Origin of the sequence: Streptomyces sp. HD, from assembly GCF_028369295.1 — a bacterium.
GTDB lineage: Bacteria > Actinomycetota > Actinomycetes > Streptomycetales > Streptomycetaceae > Streptomyces.
Map to the genome: position 1 here is coordinate 1 of NZ_JAQMYP010000097.1, position 19,076 is coordinate 19,076.

Annotated in this window: 16 protein-coding genes, 1 pseudogene and 1 riboswitch; of the genes and pseudogenes, 6 read left to right on the forward strand and 11 right to left on the reverse strand. The window is 68.5% G+C overall.

From position 1 onward, the window contains the following. Positions 1–329: 329 nt before the first annotated feature. From POF73_RS44430 to POF73_RS44450, 5 genes and pseudogenes are all read left to right on the forward strand, one after another. Positions 330–519, forward strand: a pseudogene (locus tag POF73_RS44430) (hypothetical protein); the annotation flags it as partial. Between the two features lie 310 nt (positions 520–829). Continuing rightward, positions 830–2,785, forward strand: a complete 1,956-nt coding sequence (locus tag POF73_RS44435) for an amino acid transporter (RefSeq protein ID WP_272125153.1) — start codon at positions 830–832, stop codon at positions 2,783–2,785. A gap of 144 nt (positions 2,786–2,929) precedes the next feature. After that, positions 2,930–3,457 (forward strand): hypothetical protein, encoded by a 528-nt coding sequence (locus tag POF73_RS44440; RefSeq protein WP_272125154.1) that lies wholly within the window; start codon positions 2,930–2,932, stop codon positions 3,455–3,457. Positions 3,458–3,541: 84 nt separating this feature from the next. Continuing rightward, positions 3,542–3,937, forward strand: coding sequence for a TOBE domain-containing protein (locus POF73_RS44445; protein ID WP_272125155.1), 396 nt, complete (start codon positions 3,542–3,544; stop codon positions 3,935–3,937). Positions 3,938–4,020: 83 nt separating this feature from the next. Continuing rightward, positions 4,021–4,440: a TOBE domain-containing protein gene (locus POF73_RS44450; RefSeq protein WP_272125156.1), complete on the forward strand. Its 420-nt coding sequence runs from the start codon at positions 4,021–4,023 to the stop codon at positions 4,438–4,440. Between the two features lie 82 nt (positions 4,441–4,522). Here the strand turns inward: POF73_RS44450 and gcvP are convergent, their stop codons facing one another. Next, complete coding sequence (gene gcvP, locus POF73_RS44455; RefSeq protein WP_272125158.1) at positions 4,523–7,408, reverse strand: aminomethyl-transferring glycine dehydrogenase; 2,886 nt, start codon at positions 7,406–7,408, stop codon at positions 4,523–4,525. 177 nt (positions 7,409–7,585) lie between these two features. Then, positions 7,586–7,681: riboswitch (glycine riboswitch) on the reverse strand. 114 nt (positions 7,682–7,795) lie between these two features. On the opposite strand from gcvP, the gene POF73_RS44460 reads away from it, so the two are divergent. Beyond that, on the forward strand, positions 7,796–8,197 hold the full coding sequence (locus POF73_RS44460; RefSeq protein WP_272125160.1) for a PRC-barrel domain-containing protein: 402 nt from the start codon (positions 7,796–7,798) through the stop codon (positions 8,195–8,197). Positions 8,198–8,706: 509 nt separating this feature from the next. Here POF73_RS44460 and POF73_RS44465 read toward each other — a convergent pair. The 10 genes from POF73_RS44465 to POF73_RS44510 all read right to left on the reverse strand — a co-directional run bounded on the left by POF73_RS44465 (position 8,707) and on the right by POF73_RS44510 (position 18,979). Further along, the gene (locus POF73_RS44465; RefSeq protein ID WP_272125161.1) at positions 8,707–10,173 is read right to left on the reverse strand and encodes a DNA polymerase IV; all 1,467 of its coding nucleotides are present in this window, start codon (positions 10,171–10,173) and stop codon (positions 8,707–8,709) included. Positions 10,174–10,302: 129 nt separating this feature from the next. Continuing rightward, a complete protein-coding gene (locus tag POF73_RS44470; RefSeq protein ID WP_272125162.1) occupies positions 10,303–10,989 on the reverse strand; it encodes a MerR family transcriptional regulator in 687 nt (228 codons plus the stop codon). A 263-nt stretch (positions 10,990–11,252) separates the two neighbouring features. Continuing rightward, positions 11,253–11,726, reverse strand: coding sequence for a bifunctional nuclease family protein (locus POF73_RS44475; RefSeq protein ID WP_004002801.1), 474 nt, complete (start codon positions 11,724–11,726; stop codon positions 11,253–11,255). Positions 11,727–11,811: 85 nt separating this feature from the next. Beyond that, entirely contained in the window at positions 11,812–12,549 is a 738-nt protein-coding gene (gene ftsR / locus POF73_RS44480) for a transcriptional regulator FtsR (RefSeq protein ID WP_272125170.1), read from the reverse strand. 41 nt (positions 12,550–12,590) lie between these two features. Further along, positions 12,591–13,496 carry an FHA domain-containing protein gene (locus POF73_RS44485; protein ID WP_272125171.1) on the reverse strand — a complete coding sequence of 302 codons (906 nt, stop codon included), beginning with the start codon at positions 13,494–13,496 and terminating at the stop codon, positions 12,591–12,593. Positions 13,497–13,557: 61 nt separating this feature from the next. Next, a complete protein-coding gene (locus POF73_RS44490; RefSeq protein WP_272125173.1) occupies positions 13,558–14,415 on the reverse strand; it encodes a DUF881 domain-containing protein in 858 nt (285 codons plus the stop codon). 5 nt (positions 14,416–14,420) lie between these two features. Next, the gene (locus POF73_RS44495) at positions 14,421–14,753 is read right to left on the reverse strand and encodes a small basic family protein (protein ID WP_003988855.1); all 333 of its coding nucleotides are present in this window, start codon (positions 14,751–14,753) and stop codon (positions 14,421–14,423) included. Continuing rightward, complete coding sequence (locus POF73_RS44500; RefSeq protein WP_272125191.1) at positions 14,750–15,661, reverse strand: DUF881 domain-containing protein; 912 nt, start codon at positions 15,659–15,661, stop codon at positions 14,750–14,752. Before POF73_RS44500 ends, POF73_RS44495 begins: the two co-directional genes overlap by 4 nt. Before the next feature lie 98 nt (positions 15,662–15,759). After that, entirely contained in the window at positions 15,760–18,255 is a 2,496-nt protein-coding gene (locus POF73_RS44505; protein WP_272125193.1) for a mannose-1-phosphate guanyltransferase, read from the reverse strand. A gap of 115 nt (positions 18,256–18,370) precedes the next feature. Further along, positions 18,371–18,979, reverse strand: coding sequence for a CDP-alcohol phosphatidyltransferase family protein (locus tag POF73_RS44510; RefSeq protein WP_272125195.1), 609 nt, complete (start codon positions 18,977–18,979; stop codon positions 18,371–18,373). Between the last annotated feature and the right edge of the window lie 97 nt (positions 18,980–19,076).

Sequence of the window (19,076 nt, forward strand, 5' to 3'; positions counted from 1 at the left end):
GGGGGGGGGGGGGGCGCGGGCGCCCGCCCCCCCCCCCCCCCCCCCCCCCCCCCCCCCCACGTTTCCGCGGCCCTCGCCCCCTGCCGTCGACGAGACCCGAAGGTCCCGATGTTTTCCGCCGCTCCCGAGCAGGCCCCGCCGTCCCGTCCCCACCGCACGTCAGAGCCCGGAGCACGACACACTGCCCGACGCCGCGCACCGGGCGGACTCTTCGAACCCGCCCAGCTCGTACGGTCCGTCCCCGAGGCGCTGCGCATACTGCACCCCCGGTTCATGGTGCGCAAGCCGGTGCTGTTCTTGGTGTCCGTCGGAGCGGGCCTGACCCCGTGATCATCTTCAACGCCCTGATCATCGTGACCTTGATCCAGCTCGCCCTGCGCGGCGTCCGCTACACCCTCGTCCGCACACCACCTGCTGCGCCGCAACCTCCTCCTGTACGGCCTCGGCGGCCTGGTGCTGCCGTTCATGGGGATCAAGCTCATCGACCTGCTGATCTCCGGAGTACCGGGCCTCGGCTGACGGCGCGCGATGTGTCCGTAGGCCACAGTGGAGCTGCCCTGTGCCATGCGAGAAGCACCCGCACCGTCACGCTGGGTACCCGCTTCCGCCGTCCGCTCTCACGTCCCCCATACAGCCCAACGGCCACCCATACACCCCCGGAGCTCGACGATTGACGTGCGACCAACGCTCACGCGCCCAGTCTTAACGGAAGCTTGACGCCCACGGCCCCTCCATCCGTGGGCCCAGACGTAACTCTCCGCTTACGCTGGTGCCGCCGTCCGCGTGATGGCCGGAATTCCACGCCGTCCCGCACCTCAGGAGCACGTCGATGGCCACAACCGAACATCCTCCGCCCAGTCGCCTGCGCGCCTGGATGCTGGAGGGCCTGTCCGACATGGGCAAGGGCCAGGCCCGGCGGCCGGAGCAGACCGAGCCCAAGCCGGAGCTCAAGGGCCAGCGCTGGTACCGGGTCATGTGCCTGACCGGCGTCGACTACTTCTCGACCCTCGGCTACCAGCCGGGCATCGCGGCCCTCGCGGCCGGCCTGCTGTCGCCCATCGCCACCATCGTGCTCGTGATCGTCACCCTGGCGGGCGCCCTGCCCGTGTACCGGCGAGTGGCCGAGGAGAGCCCCCACGGCCAGGGCTCGATCGCGATGCTGGAGCGGCTGCTGACCTTCTGGAAGGGCAAGCTGTTCGTCCTCACCCTGCTGGGCTTCGCCGCCACCGACTTCCTGATCACCATCACCCTGTCCGCGGCGGACGCCTCGACCCACCTGGTCGAGAACCCGCACCTGGAAAGCGCCCTGCACGACAAGCAGATGGTGATCACCCTCATCCTGGTGGCGCTGCTCGGCGCGGTGTTCCTCAAGGGCTTCCTGGAGGCGATCGGCGTCGCCGTCGCGCTGGTCGCGAGCTATCTCGCGCTGAACGCCGTCGTGGTGGTCGTCGGCCTGTACCACGTCGTCACCGAGGGCCACGTGGTCGCCGACTGGTCCAACGCCCTCACCGCCGAGCACGGCAACGTCTTCGTGATGATCGGCGTCGCCCTGATCGTCTTCCCCAAGCTCGCCCTCGGCCTCTCCGGCTTCGAGACCGGCGTCGCGGTGATGCCGCACGTCAAGGGCGACCCGGGCGACACCGAGGAGAACCCCAAGGGCCGCATCCGGGACACCAAGAAGCTGCTCACCACCGCCGCCGTGATCATGAGCTGCTTCCTGATCACGACGAGCTTCATCACCACCCTGCTGATCCCGGAAAAGGAGTTCGAGTCGGGCGGCGAGGCCAACGGCCGCGCGCTCGCCTACCTCGCGCACGAGTACCTCGGCGGTGCCTTCGGCACGGTGTACGACGTCTCGACGATCGCCATCCTGTGGTTCGCCGGCGCCTCCGCCATGGCCGGCCTGCTCAACCTGATGCCGCGCTATCTGCCCCGCTACGGCATGGCCCCGCACTGGGCACGCGCGGTGCGCCCGATGGTCATCGTCTTCACTCTGGTCGCCTTCCTGGTGACCTGGATCTTCGACGCCGACGTCGACGCCCAGGGCGGCGCCTACGCCACCGGTGTGCTGGTGCTCATCAGCTCCGCCGCGATCGCCGTGACCATCGCGGCCCGCGAGGCCGGTCAGCGCAAGTGGTTCATCGGCTTCGCCGTCATCTCGGCGGTGTTCCTCTACACGACCGTCGTGAACGTCATCGAGCGCCCCGACGGTGTGAAGATCGGCGCCTGCTTCATCGCCGGCATCATCCTCGTCTCCCTGCTCTCACGGCTGCTGCGCGCCTTCGAGCTCCGTGTGACCAGCGTGACGCTCGATGACATGGCGGAACGTTTCGTCCGGGATATCGCCAGCCGCAAGATCCGGCTCATCGCCAACGAGCCGGACAGCCGCGACAAGGCCGAGTACCGCGACAAGATCGAGCAGATCCGGCACGACAACGACCTGCCCGAGCAGGAGGACTTCGTCTTCGTCGAGGTGACGGTCACCGACCCGTCCGAGTTCGAGGCGGGCCTGACCGTACGCGGCCAGGTCATGCACAACCGCTACCGCGTCCTGACCCTGGAGTCCTCCTCCATCCCCAACGCCCTGGCCGCGCTGCTCCTGCACGTCCGCGACAGCACCGGCTGCATCCCGCACATGTACTTCGAGTGGACCGAGGGCAGCCCCTTCGCCAACTTCCTGCGCTTCTTCCTCTTCGGCCAGGGCGAGGTCGCCCCGGTCACCCGCGAGGTGCTGCGCGAAGCGGAACCGGACCGCGAGCGCAGGCCACGGGTGCACACCGGCTGAACGCGGGTGCACAAGGGCTGAACACGGAGGCACACGGGCTGAAACAGCCTTGGGCATCAGGATCGCGTCAAGGTTGAACGGTAAGGCGTCAGAGCGCCGTCACGGGCGGTCAGTCCGACGCCGTAGGCCCTTACCGTCTGCACTGTGCAGGGAAGCAGACGGCGACGGCATGCGACCCCGACCGGCGACCGCCACTGGCGTGGCAGCGCCCGGTTCGCCGCGGGCTGTGCCGTGACCTTCTTCGGCATGACCCTGCTGGTCGACTGGGACGCCCACACCCTGACCCCGACCCGCACCCTGCTGTGGCTGGCGATGACCGCCGTGCTGCTCACGATCCTGCTCCCACAGCGCGTCACCGCGGGCCCGGGCTGGCTCGCGGTACGTGGCCTCGTACGACATCAGGTGGTGCGTACGGACGCCCTGGTGGCCGTACGGCAGCACGGCGACGTCTCCGCGTACCTGACCCTGCGCGACACGGACGGCCGCCGCCTGGATCTGGACCCGCGGATCCTCCTCACCAACCCTCTGCTCTGGCACGAGCTGGACACCGGGGTACGCCGCTCACGCGCCGGCGGAACACTGCTGGAAGGCACGGACGTACTGGAGCGGCTGCGGCACCAGATCGACGACGCGACAGCGCGGGCGGTGCTGAGGGCGTCGGGCATCTACTGAGCGCGACGCGCCGGGCAGGACGTACACCGGCCTCCGGCCAGCCCTCCACGGGCGGTTCCCGACGCTGCCCCTATCGTGACGGCCATGCACTCCTACACGATCGGCCAGGCGGCGCGGCTGCTGGGCGTGAGCCCCGACACCGCCCGCCGCTGGGCGGACGCGGGCCGGGTGGCGACCCACCGCGACGAGACCGGGCGGCGTCTCATCGACGGCAAGGACCTCGCCGCGTTCTCGGTCGAACTCGCCAGGTCCGGCAGCGGCGAGGAGGAGACCTCGTACACCTCGGTCCGCAACGCGTTCCCCGGCATCGTCACCGCCATCAAGCTCGGCGACGTCGCGGCCCAGGTCGAGATCCAGGCCGGGCCGCACCGCCTGGTCTCCCTCCTGACCCGCGAGGCGGTCGAGGAACTGAGCCTGGAGGTGGGCATGGAGGCCACCGCCCGGGTGAAGTCGACGAACGTCCACATCGACCGCGCGTAACCGGCGCAACACACCCGGCGCACTACGGTAGGGACCAGTAGCCACAAACCACCCTCAAACGCCCACCGTCTGCGAGGCGCCCCATGAGCCTGAGCATCCGCAACCAGCTCCCCGGCACGATCACCGCCATCAACTCCGGCGAGGTCATGGCGACCGTCAAGGTCCGCCTCGCCGGGGGCCAGGAACTCACCGCGGCCATCACCCTGGAGGCCGTCGAACACCTCGGCCTGACCACCGGCACCCCCGTGAACGCGCTGGTGAAGGCGACGGAGATCTCCCTCGCCACCGCCCCGGTCAAGGGCCTGTCCATCCGCAACCAGCTGCCGGGCACGGTCACCGGCATCGCCACGGGCGGCGCGATGGCATCGGTGAAGATCGCCGTGGAGAGCGCCGATCTCACGGCGGCCATCACCAGGGACGCCACCGACGACCTGGCCCTCTCCCCCGGAGCTCCCGTGGTCGCGCTGGTCAAGGCGACAGAGGTGGCACTGACGACGGTGTGAAGGTGTCACGGTGTGACGCACAAGGGCGCCGCCCGGCCACTTACGGCCGGGCGGCGCCCTCCGATCAGCTGTCCCGTGACCGTCAGCCCTCGTAGGCGTCCATCGGCGGGCAGGAGCACACCAGGTTCCGGTCACCGAAGGCCTGGTCGATCCGGCGCACCGGCGGCCAGTACTTGTCGGCGGCCGACACTCCGGCCGGGAACACGGCGTCCTCACGGCTGTACGCGTGCTCCCACTCCCCGCCCAGCGCGCCGGCGGTGTGCGGGGCGTTGCGCAGCGGGTTGTCGTCGGCCGGCCACTGACCCGCCGCGACCTTCTCGATCTCCGCGCGGATGGCGATCATCGCGTCGCAGAACCGGTCGAGTTCGGCCAGGTCCTCGGACTCGGTCGGCTCGATCATCAGTGTCCCGGCCACCGGGAACGACATCGTCGGGGCGTGGAAGCCGTAGTCGATGAGCCGCTTGGCCACGTCGTCGACGCTCACTCCGGTCGCCTTGGTCAGCGGCCGCAGATCGATGATGCACTCGTGCGCGACGAGCCCGCCCGGCCCGTTGTAGAGCACCGGGAAGTGCGGCTCCAGCCGCTTGGCGACGTAGTTGGCGGACAGCACGGCCACCTGCGTCGCCCGCTTGAGCCCCTCGCCGCCCATGAGCCGGACGTACGCCCACGAGATCGGCAGGATCCCGGCGGAACCCCAGGGCGCGGCCGAGATCGGACCGACGCCCGTCTCGGGCCCGGCGGCGGGCTGCAGCGGGTGGTTCGGCAGATACGGCGCCAGGTGCGCCCGCACACCCACCGGGCCCACCCCCGGACCGCCACCGCCGTGCGGGATGCAGAAGGTCTTGTGCAGGTTCAGATGCGAGACGTCACCGCCGAAGTGCCCCGGCTTGGCAAGTCCCACAAGGGCGTTGAGGTTGGCGCCGTCGACGTACACCTGGCCACCGGCCTCGTGGACCTGCGCGCAGATGTCGGCGACGTGCTCCTCGAACACACCGTGCGTCGACGGGTACGTGATCATCAGCACCGACAGCTCGTCACGGTACTGCTCGATCTTGGCCCGCAGATCGTCGGCGTCGATCTCGCCGTCCCCTGCGGTCTTCACGACGACGACCTTCATGCCGGCCATCACGGCGCTGGCGGCATTGGTGCCGTGCGCGGAGGACGGGATGAGGCACACGGTCCGCTGCTCGTCGCCGTTGGCCCGGTGGTACCCGCGCACCGCGAGCAGCCCGGCCAGCTCGCCCTGCGACCCGGCGTTCGGCTGCAGCGACACCTTGTCGTAGCCGGTGACCTCGGCGAGACGTTCCTCCAGCTCACGGATGAGCGTCAGATAGCCCTGCGCCTGCTCGGCGGGCGCGAAGGGGTGCAGCTGCCCGAACTCCGGCCAGGTGACCGGCTCCATCTCGGTGGTCGCGTTGAGCTTCATCGTGCAGGACCCCAGCGGGATCATGCCGCGGTCGAGCGCGTAGTCCCGGTCGGCCAGCGCGCGCAGGTAGCGCAGCATCGCCGTCTCGGAGCGGTACTGGTGGAAGACGGGGTGCGTCAGATACTCGTCGCCGCGCAGCAGCCCACCCGGAAGCGCGTCCTCGGCCTCCGCGTCCAGCGCCTCGATGTCCCCCTCGACCCCGAACGCCGTCCATACGGCGCCCAGCCGGGCCCGCGTGGTGGTCTCGTCGCAGGCGATGGACACGTGGTCGGCGTCGACGAGACGCAGGTTCACACCGTTCTGCCGGGCGGCGGACACGATGTCGGCGGCCTTCGAGGGCACCCGCACGGTGAGCGTGTCGAAGTAGGAACCGTGCACGACCTCGACGCCGCCGGCCGTGAGCCCCGCGGCGAGGATCGAGGCGTACCGGTGGGTCCGCCGGGCGATGCCCCTGAGCCCCTCGGGCCCGTGGTACACGGCGTACATCCCGGCCATCACGGCGAGCAGCACCTGAGCGGTACAGATGTTGCTGGTCGCCTTCTCGCGCCGGATGTGCTGCTCACGCGTCTGCAGGGCCAGCCGGTACGCCTTGTTCCCGTCGGCGTCCACCGACACACCCACGAGCCGCCCGGGCAGGCTGCGCGCGAACTTCTCCTGCACGGCCATGTAGCCGGCGTGCGGCCCGCCGAAGCCCATCGGCACACCGAACCGCTGCGTCGTCCCGACCGCGATGTCCGCCCCGAGCTCACCGGGCGACTTCAGCAGCGTGAGCGCGAGCAGATCGGCGGCGACGGTCACCAGGGCACCGAGCTCATGGGCCTGGTCGATGACGGCCTTGATATCCCGTACGACGCCGGAGGCGCCCGGGTACTGGAGGAGCACCCCGTTGATCTCGCGCGATGCGACCTCGGCCGGAATGCCGTCGCTGAGGTCGGCGACGACGACCTCCACGCCGGTCGGCTCGGCGCGGGTCTCGATCACGGCGATGGTCTGCGGAAGCACGTCCTGGTCGACCAGGAACAGCCCCTTCTTGTTCTTGCCCATACGCCGGGACAGGGCCATGGCCTCGGCGGCGGCGGTCCCCTCGTCGAGCAGCGAGGCCCCGGAGGTCGGCAGCCCGGTGAGGTCGGCGACCACGGTCTGGAAGTTCAGCAGGGCCTCAAGCCGCCCCTGCGAGATCTCGGGCTGGTACGGCGTGTAGGCGGTGTACCAGGCAGGGTTCTCCATGACATTGCGCAGGATGACCGGCGGCGTGAAGGTCCCGTAGTACCCGAGACCGATCATCGAGTCCAGCACCTGGTTGCGATCGGCGAGCGACCTCAGCTCGGCCAGCACCTCGGCCTCGGTACGCGCCCCCGGCAGACCAAGAGAGTCGGCGTTCTTGATCACATCCGGCACCGCGGCGGCCGTGAGCTCGTCCAGCGAGCCGTATCCGACGTGCGCGAGCATCTTGGCCCGAGCCTCATGATCAGGACCAATATGACGCTGCTCGAAGGGGATCCCCTGTTCGAGCTCGGAAAGCGGAATGCGATGGGCGGTCATTACGGAGGCCTCCTGGTCTGACACGACCTTCGAGGGGCACCACGGTGCGGGTACCCGTACGGCCTCCCCCTCTGTCATCTCAACCTGAGAGCTTCACCGGGCCCGCCCGAGGGCGCCCGGCTTTCACCGTCGGTGAGAGCGGAAGCCGTCGACACCCGCCCTGCTTTCCAGAGTGACCTCGTCCGTGCGGTACGTGAGCCTGAGAGATTCCGGGGAGGATTTGCTCCTTCGGCGCCTCCGATGATGTCCGGAGGACTCTCCCGCACGGGGTCAGCAGCCGCTAGAAAGCCTACCAGCGAGGTCAACGCACGGACCTTCGAGTGGCCGCTCTCACCAATCTGCCCTTTCGTTGTGCTTACGGATGAGTTGCGACCAAGTGGAGGGCCCGTGCAGACCGACATCGATCCGCGCAATCTGATCGGCCGCAAGGCCTTCGACCGCAACGGCACCAAGATCGGCACCATCGACGAGGTCTACCTCGACGACGCGACCGGAGTGCCGGAGTGGGCGGCCATACGCACCGGCCTGTTCTCCCGGGACGCCTTCGTCCCCCTGGAGCCCAGCGAACTGGTGGAGGGCACCCTCCACGTCCCCTTCGAACGCGCCCTGATCAAGGACGCCCCCGACTTCGGCGTAGGCCGCCACCTCTCCCCCGAGCAAGAACTCCAGCTCTACCACCACTACGGCCTGGACGTGATGGCCCCGCCCCCACCCCCCGACCGAGACTTCGGCAAGCTGGCAGGCCCCGAATCCCCGGACAACAACAACCCCACAACCCCCCACCGCTAAGCCCCCCCACACCTGGAGCTCCCGCCCGTCACAGCCGACACACCTGGAGCTCCCGCCCCTCCCAGCCGACAATCCCGCCCAACCACCCTCACCCCCAGCGGTCAATCCCGCCCAACCATCCCCACCCCCAACGGTCAATCCCGCCAACCCCTAGCCGACAATCCCGCCCAAACAGCCACATCCCCGAGCCGACGCCACCCACCGCCGCCCCACCCACCGGGCCACGCCACTGAGTCACCCCCGAAGCCGGCCCCGCCTCTCAGCGGGCACTCACCCACCGGGGGTGGCCCCCCTGCCACCAGGGGTGGCCTCCCCTACACCGCATCGGCGACCAGCCCGGCTGCCAAGCACCAGCCAACCCAGCTGCGGGCAGTCGTGCCGCTGGGGCGGCACGGGTGGGCGCAGCGGCACCCCGCAAGCGCGGGCGAGCGTCCCACCCCCCTCGGCAACCCGAACGCCGGGCGAGCCACGACCGACCCCACGCCCACCAAGCCCCCACCCCCACGCGCCTACCCGGACACCGCAGGCGCCTCCCCCACGCCCTCCCCATCCGCTCCCGCACTCACAACCCCACCAGCCCCAGAACCCCCCGGTCTCCCAGATCTCCCCGCCGTTCCAGGCCCCCCGGACCTCGCCTCCACCAACGGCAACGGATCCGCCGCCTCCAACCCGGAGTCATCAACCCGAAACGTCCGCACCCGCCCCGGCTCGGACCCCGGCGTCTCAAACCGCACAGTCACCCGCCCCAGCCCACTCCCCTGCACCCACCCATGCCCGTACTCGGCATGCCGCACATCGTGCCCCGCGACCCACCGCCGCTCGACGGGCACAACCTCCCGCTCCTCCGCAGGCTCCTCGTGCTCCCCCTCCCGCTCCCCCTCCGCCGCATGCTGCTCCCGCTCCCCAGCCGCCTGCGCGAACAGATCCTCCTGCGTGTAGTCGGCCAGCCCGCTCACCCCGACCCCCAGCAGCCGCACACCCCCTGTCGTGTCCACGGAATCGAGCAGCCGAGCGGCAGCCTCCCGCACGACAGCCGGATCATCCGTGGGCCCCCGCAACGTCTCGGACCGAGTCAACGTCGAGAAGTCGTACCGCCGCACCTTCAGCACAATGGTCCGCCCGGACAACCCCGCCCCCCGCAACCGCCCCACACAACGATCGGCGAGCCGCTGCACCTCCATCCCCACCCGGATCCGATCGTGAATGTCCACGTCATACGTGTCCTCGACCGACACCGACTTGGCCTCCCGCTCGGCCACCACGGGCCGATCGTCATGGGCCAGCGCCATGGCGTACAGCGCATGCCCATGCGCCTTCCCCAGCAGCCGTACGAGCTCGTCCTCCCCCGCCTCGGCGATCTCCTCGACCGTATGGATCCCCGCCCGCCGCAGATGGTCCCCCGTCGCCGGCCCCACCCCTGGCAAGGTCCGCACGGACATCGGCCCGAGCAAGGCCCGCTCGGTCCCCGGCTCGATCAGCACCAGCCCATCCGGCTTGGCCTCCTCCGAGGCGATCTTCGCGAGCATCTTGGACGCGGCCAGCCCCACCGACCCCGCAAGCCCCGTAGCCGCGCGTATGTCGGCACGCAGCTTGACCCCCACCAGCCGCGCGGACCGCTCGTCCCAGGCCGCGTCCCCGGCCTCCAGATCCACGAACGCCTCGTCCAGGCTCAGCGGCTCCACCAGTGGCGACAGCTCCCGCAGCAGCCCCATGACCTGTTCGCTGATGTCACGGTAGATCCCGAAGCGCGGCACGAGATACGCGGCATTCGGCGCCAGCCGACGCGCCTGCCCCATGGGCATCGCCGAGTGGACCCCGAAGACCCGGGCCTCGTAGGACGCGGTGGCGACGACTCCACGAGGTCCGAGCCCGCCCACGATCACGGCCTTCCCGCGCAGGCTCGGCTTGGATGCCTGCTCCACCGAGGCGTAGAAGGCATCCATGTCGAGATGCAGGATCGTGGGCGCGTTTCTCACATCTCCGATGCTGCCTCACGCCACTGACAATGCCCTGCTACGACTGTCTGGCCGACGGTCCGCCGTCCTCCGGGATCGCCGGCACCCTCACCCCGCCCACCTACGGCGAGGCACCTCAGCGAAGCCGGCTCAGCCCGCCCGGTTGCGCCGCCGAGCCAGCTCGTCCGCCGGATTGTGCCCGACCAGCGTCTCCCCGGTGTCGATCCGCTCCCCGTGGAGCTGCGACAACGCACTCTCGACGTCCCGCCACACCACACCCACGGCGATCCCGAAGATCCCCTGCCCACCCTGGAGAAGCGCGTGCACCTCATCCGGCGAGGTGCACTCGTACACCGTCGCACCGTCGCTCATCAGCGTCATGCGCTCCAGATCACGAAAACCCCGCTCCCGCAGGTGCTGCACGGCGGTACGGATGTTCTGCAGCGACACACCGGTGTCGAGGAACCGCTTGACGATCTTCAGGACGACGACGTCCCGGAAGCTGTACAGCCGTTGTGTCCCCGACCCGTACGCGGGCCGCACACTCGGCTCGACGAGTCCGGTGCGCGCCCAGTAGTCCAGTTGCCGATAGGTGATGCCGGCGGCCGCACAAGCCGTCGGACCGCGATAGCCGATCTCCTCGGTCGCCATGGACGCCGCCCCTCCGCCGCTACTCGGCACGGCCGTCGGTCGCTGCGGGGCGTGATCGGCCGCGTTGCCCGGCTGGGGGTATCCCCTGCTCGAACGCAGTTGAGAGCTCGGGGGAGGGTACGGCCCGCCCGCCCCGAGACTGCGCCCGGGGACACCCCCACCCGTACCGTCGCCGCTGCTTCTCACGCCGACCTCCGTCCTTGACCTGCCTTCTCGACGGTAGGCAGTCACCAGGGGTGCGTCAACGATCGCCACACTCGGCACGCCGAGTGATAATCACCCTGAGAGTGGTTTCCCGTACCCCACCGCGGGGAAAGGCTAGCCGAATGTGCTCGGAGCAGGCTTCAGGACGCTCTCACTCGCCGCTGGCAAATGCCGGCATTTGAGTCGCAACCGGCTGTGGACCGCCCGGTCACGCATCGCGAGTCCGTCGGGCCGCCCATGCCGGCTCACTGACTGCTGGTGCCGAAGTCCTCGGGCGAGATCTGGTCGAGGAACTCGCGGAACTTCTCCACCTCGTCCTCCTGCTCGTCCGGAATCGCGATGCCCGCGTCGTCGAGCACCCCGTCGCTGCCGTAGATAGGCGTTCCGGTGCGCAGGGCCAGCGCTATGGCATCGGACGGACGGGCGCTCACCTCGACCCCGCTGGCGAACACCAGCTCGGCGTAGAAGACGCCCTCACGCAGGTCCGTGATGCGTACTTCGGTGAGCTCCTGGCCGACGGCCTCCAGCACGTCCTTGAACAGATCGTGGGTCAGCGGTCGCGCGGGGGCCATGCCCTGCTGGGCGAAGGCGATCGCCGTCGCCTCCCCCGGCCCGATCCAGATGGGGAGGTAACGGTCGCCTCCCACTTCGCGCAGGAGCACGATCGGTTGGTTGGAGGGCATTTCGACCCGGACACCTACGACATCGAGCTCGTTCACACAGCAACCCTAGGCCGTGCTCGGGATGTTTGGGTAGTCGGGCCGAGAACGGGTGGCCGATCCGGGCTCCCTGTGCATAACCGGCTCAGGGCAGCCGCACCCCGAGAGCGGTCTGCACGAGCGCGGCGTGCAACTTCACGGTGAGCCCCGCCAGCTCCTTCGCCCGGGCCTCGGCATGGGCCCTGGTCTGCGGATTGCGGTGCCTCTTCAGCGGTGCCACGACCTGGTCCACGAGCCCGGCCTCCCGCTCGGCGGCGGCCTTCATCACCCGAAGATGCCTTGGCTCGATCCCGAACCGCCCCAGCTCGGCGACGAGCGAGGCCACGGTCGCCGCCTCCGCGTCGTACACGCCCTCCGACAGCGCGGTGATCAGGCCGTACGACTCCCACTCCTTGAGCTCCTGCTCACCGATCCCCGCGGCGACAAGCAGCTCGGCCCGTCGTATCCGGGCCGGCGCGGGCTCCTCGACGGGCTCCAGGACGGTTTCGCCGTCCCGCTGACGGCACACGGTGGGCAGCGGGGCGGCCTCGCCGCGCTCCATGGCGTCCAGGTGCTCGCGGATGACCTTGAGCGGCAGATAGTGGTCCCGCTGCATCCGCAGTACGTGTCCGAGCCGCTCGATGTCCTGCGCGCTGAACTTGCGGTACCCCGAGGGGGTCCGCTGCGGCTCGACGAGGCCCTCCGACTCCAGAAAGCGGATCTTGGAAATGGTGATGTCAGGGAACTCGTCGCGCAGCTCGTTCAGGACCGTGCCGATGCTCATCAGCCGACTGTCCGTGGCGGCGGCGCCGTGCCCGGCACCGCCGCTCGGTGTTTTCAGCATGGACCTTCCCTGGGTCTCCCCGGACGGGCTCCGGGGGAGGGTCAGTAGCCCCGCTGGCTTGCGTAGAAGACCAGCCGGTACTTGCCGATCTGCACCTCGTCACCGTTGTTCAGAGCGACCTGATCGATCCGCTCGCGGTTGACGTACGTGCCGTTCAGACTGCCGACGTCGGCCACCGTGAACGAGCCGTCCTGAGCGCGACGGAACTCCACGTGCCGACGCGAGACCGTCACGTCGTCCAGGAAGATGTCGCTCTGCGGGTGGCGACCGGCTGTGGTCAGGTCACCGTCCAGGAGGAAGCGGCTGCCCGAATTCGGCCCGCGGCGCACCACGAGCAGCGCGGAGCCCAGCGGCAGCGCGTCGACGGCCGCCTGGGCCTCGGGAGACAGCGCCGGGATCGGCGTCTGACCGGTGGCCTCGGCGTCGTAGGCCTCAAGACCGGAGATGGAGATCGTGGAGGTCGTCTCGGATGGACGCTCGGGCACACCACCGGCCCGCAGCGGCGCTCCACAGTTGGAACAGAAGCGGCTGTTCTCCGCGTTGCGGTTACCGCACCTCGTACACACCAGGGCCGACATCGGGGAAAACCCTCCACCCGTACTTGAGGTTGACGGTTGCCCGAAACCTATGCCTCCGGACTGACCAGGGTCAACCGACGGCGCGCCCTGACCTCCGGAAATGTCGCCGCCCGGACCAGCGACCTGGTCCCTGAACAGCGGGCGCTGGCCCTCCTCGTCCCCCTGTGCACGATGACGAGCGGTCGCGTTGTCGCTGCCCTCTCGCGCGCTCTTGCCGAACAACTTCGCAAACAACTTCACGGGCGATTCCCCTTGACCGAAACAGACCCGCCCGTGGGGCAGGACGAACCCTGACTGCACTCTCTGACCGACCCGGACATCTTCACAACGTCCGTCTCCACCAGACAGTTTCCACCACGCACCACCCATTCGGTGCGCCGACCCCCCGCAACCTCATGCCCTGGCCGGACGCCCCCCATGCACCGCCGGTTCACTGGGAGGACGACCGAGCGTAGTCAGGCCGCTTCGCCGCTCGCAAGGCGTCCACAACGATCTTGTCCGACCGCTCGATGGTCACGGTGGCCTGCTCCTTCTCAAGAGTCTGCACCACGCCTCCCGGGATGTTGAGCGCCGGTTCGAGGTCCTGCGGCTTGCCGATGACCTTGAAACGATAGGGGGCGTTGATCTTGTTCCCGTCGACACTCACGCCGTTGCCGGAATCCGTCAGATAGGTGCCGGCGACGACGCGTACGTCGTTCACCTGGATCGCCTCCGCGCCGGCCGCGCGCAGCTCCTGGATCGCGTCGAGCAGCATGTCCGCCTCGACCGTCCCCTTCGTGTCGTCGATGGTCATCGTGACGCCAGGTCCCTGCGCAGCCACGGTGCCCGCCAGAATGCCGAGTTGTCTCTCCTTCTCGACCGTCTGCTTGCGGGCCTCCTCGGCCTGGTTCGAGCTGTTCTGCAGCTCCTCGCGCTGCTTCTCAAGACCTTGCTTCTCGTCCTCAAGACGCTGAGTACGGTCATCCAGTTCATCGAGGATGCGAACGAGATCTTCCTGACGTGCGCCACGCAGCGCGCTGTCACCGTCGCTGTTCGACGCGACCTGGACGGCCAGGCCGAAACCGAGGCCGAACAACAGCAGGGCGACGATGAGTTGAGCCCGCGTGGCCCTCGGCGGCCACAGCCCCTGCGCGAGCCGCTGCCGCCCGGTCAGCCCGGTCAGCCCGGTCCCCTGCTCCTCCGGAGCCTTCGCAGGCTCGGCAGCGGCGGCCGACACCTCCTCGGGCAGCTCCTTGCGCAGCCTGTTCTCTCGTGTCTCGTCCTGGGGCGTCTCGTCCTGGTTGCTCATCGGCCTCACGCCCGGAACACGTGCCGGCGAATCGCCGCGGCGTTGGAGAAGATGCGGATGCCGAGTACCACGACCACGCCGGTGGACAGCTGGGCGCCGACGCCCAACTTGTCGCCCAGGAACACGATCAGCGCGGCCACGACCACGTTGGACAGAAACGACACGACGAAGACCTTGTCGTCGAAGATGCCGTCGAGCATGGCCCGCAGACCTCCGAAGACGGCGTCGAGAGCCGCCACGACGGCGATCGGCAGGTAAGGCTCGACGACCGCCGGAACCTCAGGCCGGACCAAAAGTCCGGCCACGACTCCCACGACGAGGCCCAGTACGGCGATCACGATGTGCCCTTCTCGGTTTTCTCGGTGTTCGGCTGTGCTGTACGTACGATCACGCTCGGGGCGGCGGGGAGCCGGAGGTCGTCCTGCGCGGAAATGCTGGTCCTGATCCCGAAGTTCTCCTGCAGGGCGTGCAGATACAGCCCGTCGGCGCTGTCCTGGAATCTGGCGCTCAGCTGCTCCCCGTCCCCCACCGCGAGCACCGTGTACGGCGGAACCAGCGGCTTGTTGTCGACCAGTATCGCGTCACCCGCGGCTCTGATCGCGGACAGTGCGGTAAGCCGCTGCCCGTTGATCGAGATCGCCTCGGCGCCCGACTCCCACAGCCCGTTGACCACACGCTGCATGTCACGGTCACGGACCCGCCCGGTGTCGGAGAACCCGGATGTGCCGCGGGGGTCGCCGTCACTGCCCGTGGAGGCTTCCTTGGCGTCGTTCACGACCAGCTTCACTCCGGGCCCGTGCACCTCGACCGCACCCGACAAGATGCCCACCAGCTCCGCCTGATCACTGTGGCCGGCCGTCTTCAGCGCCTCTCGCTGCCGCGCGCTCACATCGTCGCGTAGCTGGTCCACGGTCTCTTCCAGCTGGTCCGCCGCCGTGGTCTCACGGTCGATGCGGTCGACCAGCTCCTCGCGTTCCTTGGCCATGGCCGGCGCCGCGACCCTCGCCTGCGCGGCTCCCACGGTCACCACGAGCGCCGCGAGCACCAGACCGGCCGCGAGCCCGAGCTTCGCCCTCAGAGTCTTGGGCAGTCCCCCGTCACCCGCGGCTCTCTTCCGCTCGGCGGCCTCGGCGTACCCGTCGTCGAGGCTGTGGTCCATGACGTTGGTGAGCAGCGACATGGACGCGTCCGGACGCGCGGGGGGCGTAGATGTGCTCCGAACGGGGGGCTGCGGCATGCCGCACATCGTCGCACGTTGCGACCACTACCTCCGAATGGCCCCACCGGCGTGCCGAACAGGCCCCCTGGCGGGACACCTGTCCGGCACGCGGCGTACTTGTTCTCTCAGCGCCCGGCGCTGTCCACGACCGCCGCCCACTCGTCGAGCAGGGCCTGCGCGGACGCGTCGTCGGGCCCCTCGGCCCACAGATGGGTGACGGCCTCGGCAGGGTCGGGCAGCACCATCACCCAGCGCCCGTCCGTCTCCACGACCCGCACACCATCAGTGGTGTCGACAAAGCGATCTCCGGCCGCCTCGACGACTCGCCGCATCACCAGACCCTTGACGGCCCAGGGAGTCGCGAGATCCCGCTTGATGACATGCGCCCGCGGAATCCGCGCGTCGATCTGGCTTAGCGTGAGCTGTGTACGCGCCACCAGACCGATCAACCGTACGAAGGCCGCCGTACCGTCGAAGACACTGCTGAACTCCGGGACGATGAACCCGCCCTTGCCGTCACCACCGAAGATCGTCGTGTCATCGCGACCGACCCTGGTCAGATCGTCGGGCGAGGTCGTCGTCCACTCCACTTGTGTCCCGTGATACGCCGCCACCTGCTCGGCGATCCTCGTGGTGGTCACCGGCAAGGCCACCCGCCCGCTACGCCGCTCCGCGGCCACCAGGTCGAGCATGACCAGCAGGGCCCGGTCGTCCTCGACGATCCGCCCCTTCTCGTCCACCAGCGACAGCCGCTCACCGACCGGGTCGAACCGCACCCCGAACGCCGCCCGCGCCGACGCCACGATCTCGCCGAGCCGCACCAGCCCCGACCGCCGCGCATCCGCCGACTCCGTGGGCCTGGACTCGTCGAGACCGGGATTGATGGTCAGCGAATCCACCCCGAGCTTGCCGAGCAGGCTGGGCAGCACAAGCCCGGCACTTCCGTTCGAGGCATCGACGACGACCTTCAGCCCGGAATCCGAAATCCCGGTCGTATCGACATTCCGCAGCAACGACCCGGTGTACGAGTCGAAGACACTGGCCGGAAAATACAGATCCCCGATCTCTCCGGGGAACGCCCGCCGGTACTCCTGCCGCGCGAACACCCGATCCAACTTCCGCTGACTGGCCTGCGACAGGTCAGCCCCCTGCCCGTCGAAGAACATGATGTCCACGGAATCCGGCACCCCGGGCGTGGTCCGGATCATGATCCCGCCGGCGCTACCCCGCGCGGTCTGCTGCCGCGCCACGGGTAGCGGTACGTTCTCCAGGTCGCGTACGTCGATGGCGCTGGCCTGCAGCGCGGAGATGACCGCCCGCTTCAGCGCCCGAGCGCCACGGGAGTGGTCACGCGCCGTGGTGACGGTCGAGCCCTTCTTCAGGGTCGTCGCATAGGCGCCTGCGAGGCGTACTGCGAGCTCCGGCGTGATCTCCACGTTCAGGATTCCGGAGACGCCACGGGCGCCGAAGAGATGCGCCTGGCCTCTCGACTCCCAGATCACCGAGGTGTTGACGAAGGCGCCGGCCTCGATGGTCTTGAACGGGTAGACCCGCACATTGCCCTGCACGATCGATTCTTCACCGATCAGGCACTCATCCCCGATGACCGCCCCGTCCTCGATCCGGGCCGCACGCATGATGTCGGTGTTCTTACCGACGACACAACCGCGCAGATTGCTGTGCTGCCCGACATACACGTTGTCGTGCACGACAGCCTTGTGCAGGAAGGCTCCGCTCTTCACCACGACGTTCGAGCCGACGATCGTGTGCTCCCGGATTTCCGCTCCGGACTCCACCTTCGCGTAGTCCCCGATGTAGAGAGGCCCGCGGAGAACGGCATCGGGATGCACCTCGGCGCCTTCCGCCACCCACACCCCCGGGGAGATCTCGAAGCCGTCGATCTCGACGTCGACCTTGCCCTCCAGGACGTCGGCCTGCGCCTTCACGTAGCTCTCGTGGGTACCGACATCCTCCCAATAGCCCTCGGCGACAAACCCGTAGACCGGCTTGCCCTCCTTCATCAGCTGCGGGAAGACATCGCCGGACCAGTCCACGGGCACATCGGGCTCGACGTAGTCGAAGACCTCGGGTTCCATGACATAGATGCCGGTGTTCACGGTGTCCGAGAAGACCTGACCCCATGTCGGCTTCTCAAGGAAGCGCTCGACCCGTCCTTCCTCATCGACGATGGTGATGCCGAATTCCAGTGGATTGGGCACACGCGTCAGGCAGACCGTGACCAGCGCACCCTTCTCCTTGTGGAAATTGATCAGCTCGGTGAGGTCGAAGTCGGTCAGCGCATCACCGGAGATGACGAGGAAAGCATCGTCCTTCAACGCCTCCTCGGCGTTCTTGACACTTCCAGCGGTTCCGAGTGGCTTCTCCTCGTTGGCATAGCTGAGCTCCATTCCGAGCTCTTCACCGTCACCGAAGTAGTTCTTGACCAGTGAGGCCAGGAACTGAACAGTAACGACGGTTTCACTCAGGCCATGCCTTTTGAGCAGCCGCAGAACGTGCTCCATGATCGGCCGGTTGGCCACCGGCAGGAGCGGCTTGGGCATGCTTGAGGTCATGGGGCGCAGGCGTGTGCCTTCGCCCCCGGCCATCACAACGGCCTTCATGTCGGAAGCGTCCTCCTCGAAGAGACGACGGTCTAGCCGACTTCACCCGTCCAGATTGTCCCGCACTTTTCCGCCGCGGGCCATCGAGCCGCTACGCCCGTTTCAATCCGCGAGTTCAATCGGCCATGGCGTCCGCACGGACCAGGCGGCGGACTTGTACCACGTAGAGGACTCCTGCCCACCAGTACAGCGTCGTACCCCATCCGGCGAACGCCCATCCGAAAATAGCAGCGAGTGACGGGATCCAACCAGTTCCGTCACTGAGCAGCAGCAACGGGAAGGCATACATCAGGTTGAAGGTGGCGGCCTTCCCGAGGAAGTTCACCTGCGGCGGTGGATAGCCGTGGCGCCTGAGGATGCCCACCATCACCAGCAGAACCAGCTCTCGCGCCAAAAGTACAGCAGTCAACCAGAGAGGCAGAATCTCGCGCCAGGTGAGGCCGACCAAAGTCGAGAGAATGTAGAGCCGGTCGGCCGCGGGATCGAGCAGCCGGCCAAGACTGCTGATCTGGTTCCATCGCCGGGCGAGCTTGCCGTCCAGGTAGTCACTGACGCCGCTCAGAGCCAGCACCAGAAACGCCCAGCGGTCACTATCCGGCCCGCCGAACTCGGGCCTGAGAATCAGCCACAGGAACAGCGGCACGCCAAGCAGCCGCGCCATGCTGAGGATGTTGGGGATCGTGAGGACCCGGTCCGTCTGGACACGAGTCTCCTGGACCTCCACCCGGGGCCTCCTGTGGGAAACGTACCTACGATGCTCCCTGACCCTACCTCAACGCAAAAAAGCTCTGGCTCTTGGGCTGTATGCCCAAGAGCCAGAG

Coding starts and splice junctions, on each gene's coding strand:
- ftsR (WP_272125170.1), bottom strand. CDS start 12,549: ATGCTGAAAACACCGAGCGGCGGTGCCGGGCACGGCGCCGCCGCCACG.
- POF73_RS44450 (WP_272125156.1), top strand. CDS start 4,021: ATGAGCCTGAGCATCCGCAACCAGCTCCCCGGCACGATCACCGCCATC.
- POF73_RS44500 (WP_272125191.1), bottom strand. CDS start 15,661: ATGTGCGGCATGCCGCAGCCCCCCGTTCGGAGCACATCTACGCCCCCC.
- POF73_RS44490 (WP_272125173.1), bottom strand. CDS start 14,415: ATGAGCAACCAGGACGAGACGCCCCAGGACGAGACACGAGAGAACAGG.
- POF73_RS44445 (WP_272125155.1), top strand. CDS start 3,542: ATGCACTCCTACACGATCGGCCAGGCGGCGCGGCTGCTGGGCGTGAGC.
- POF73_RS44485 (WP_272125171.1), bottom strand. CDS start 13,496: ATGGGTGGTGCGTGGTGGAAACTGTCTGGTGGAGACGGACGTTGTGAA.
- gcvP (WP_272125158.1), bottom strand. CDS start 7,408: ATGACCGCCCATCGCATTCCGCTTTCCGAGCTCGAACAGGGGATCCCC.
- POF73_RS44435 (WP_272125153.1), top strand. CDS start 830: ATGGCCACAACCGAACATCCTCCGCCCAGTCGCCTGCGCGCCTGGATG.
- POF73_RS44505 (WP_272125193.1), bottom strand. CDS start 18,255: ATGAAGGCCGTTGTGATGGCCGGGGGCGAAGGCACACGCCTGCGCCCC.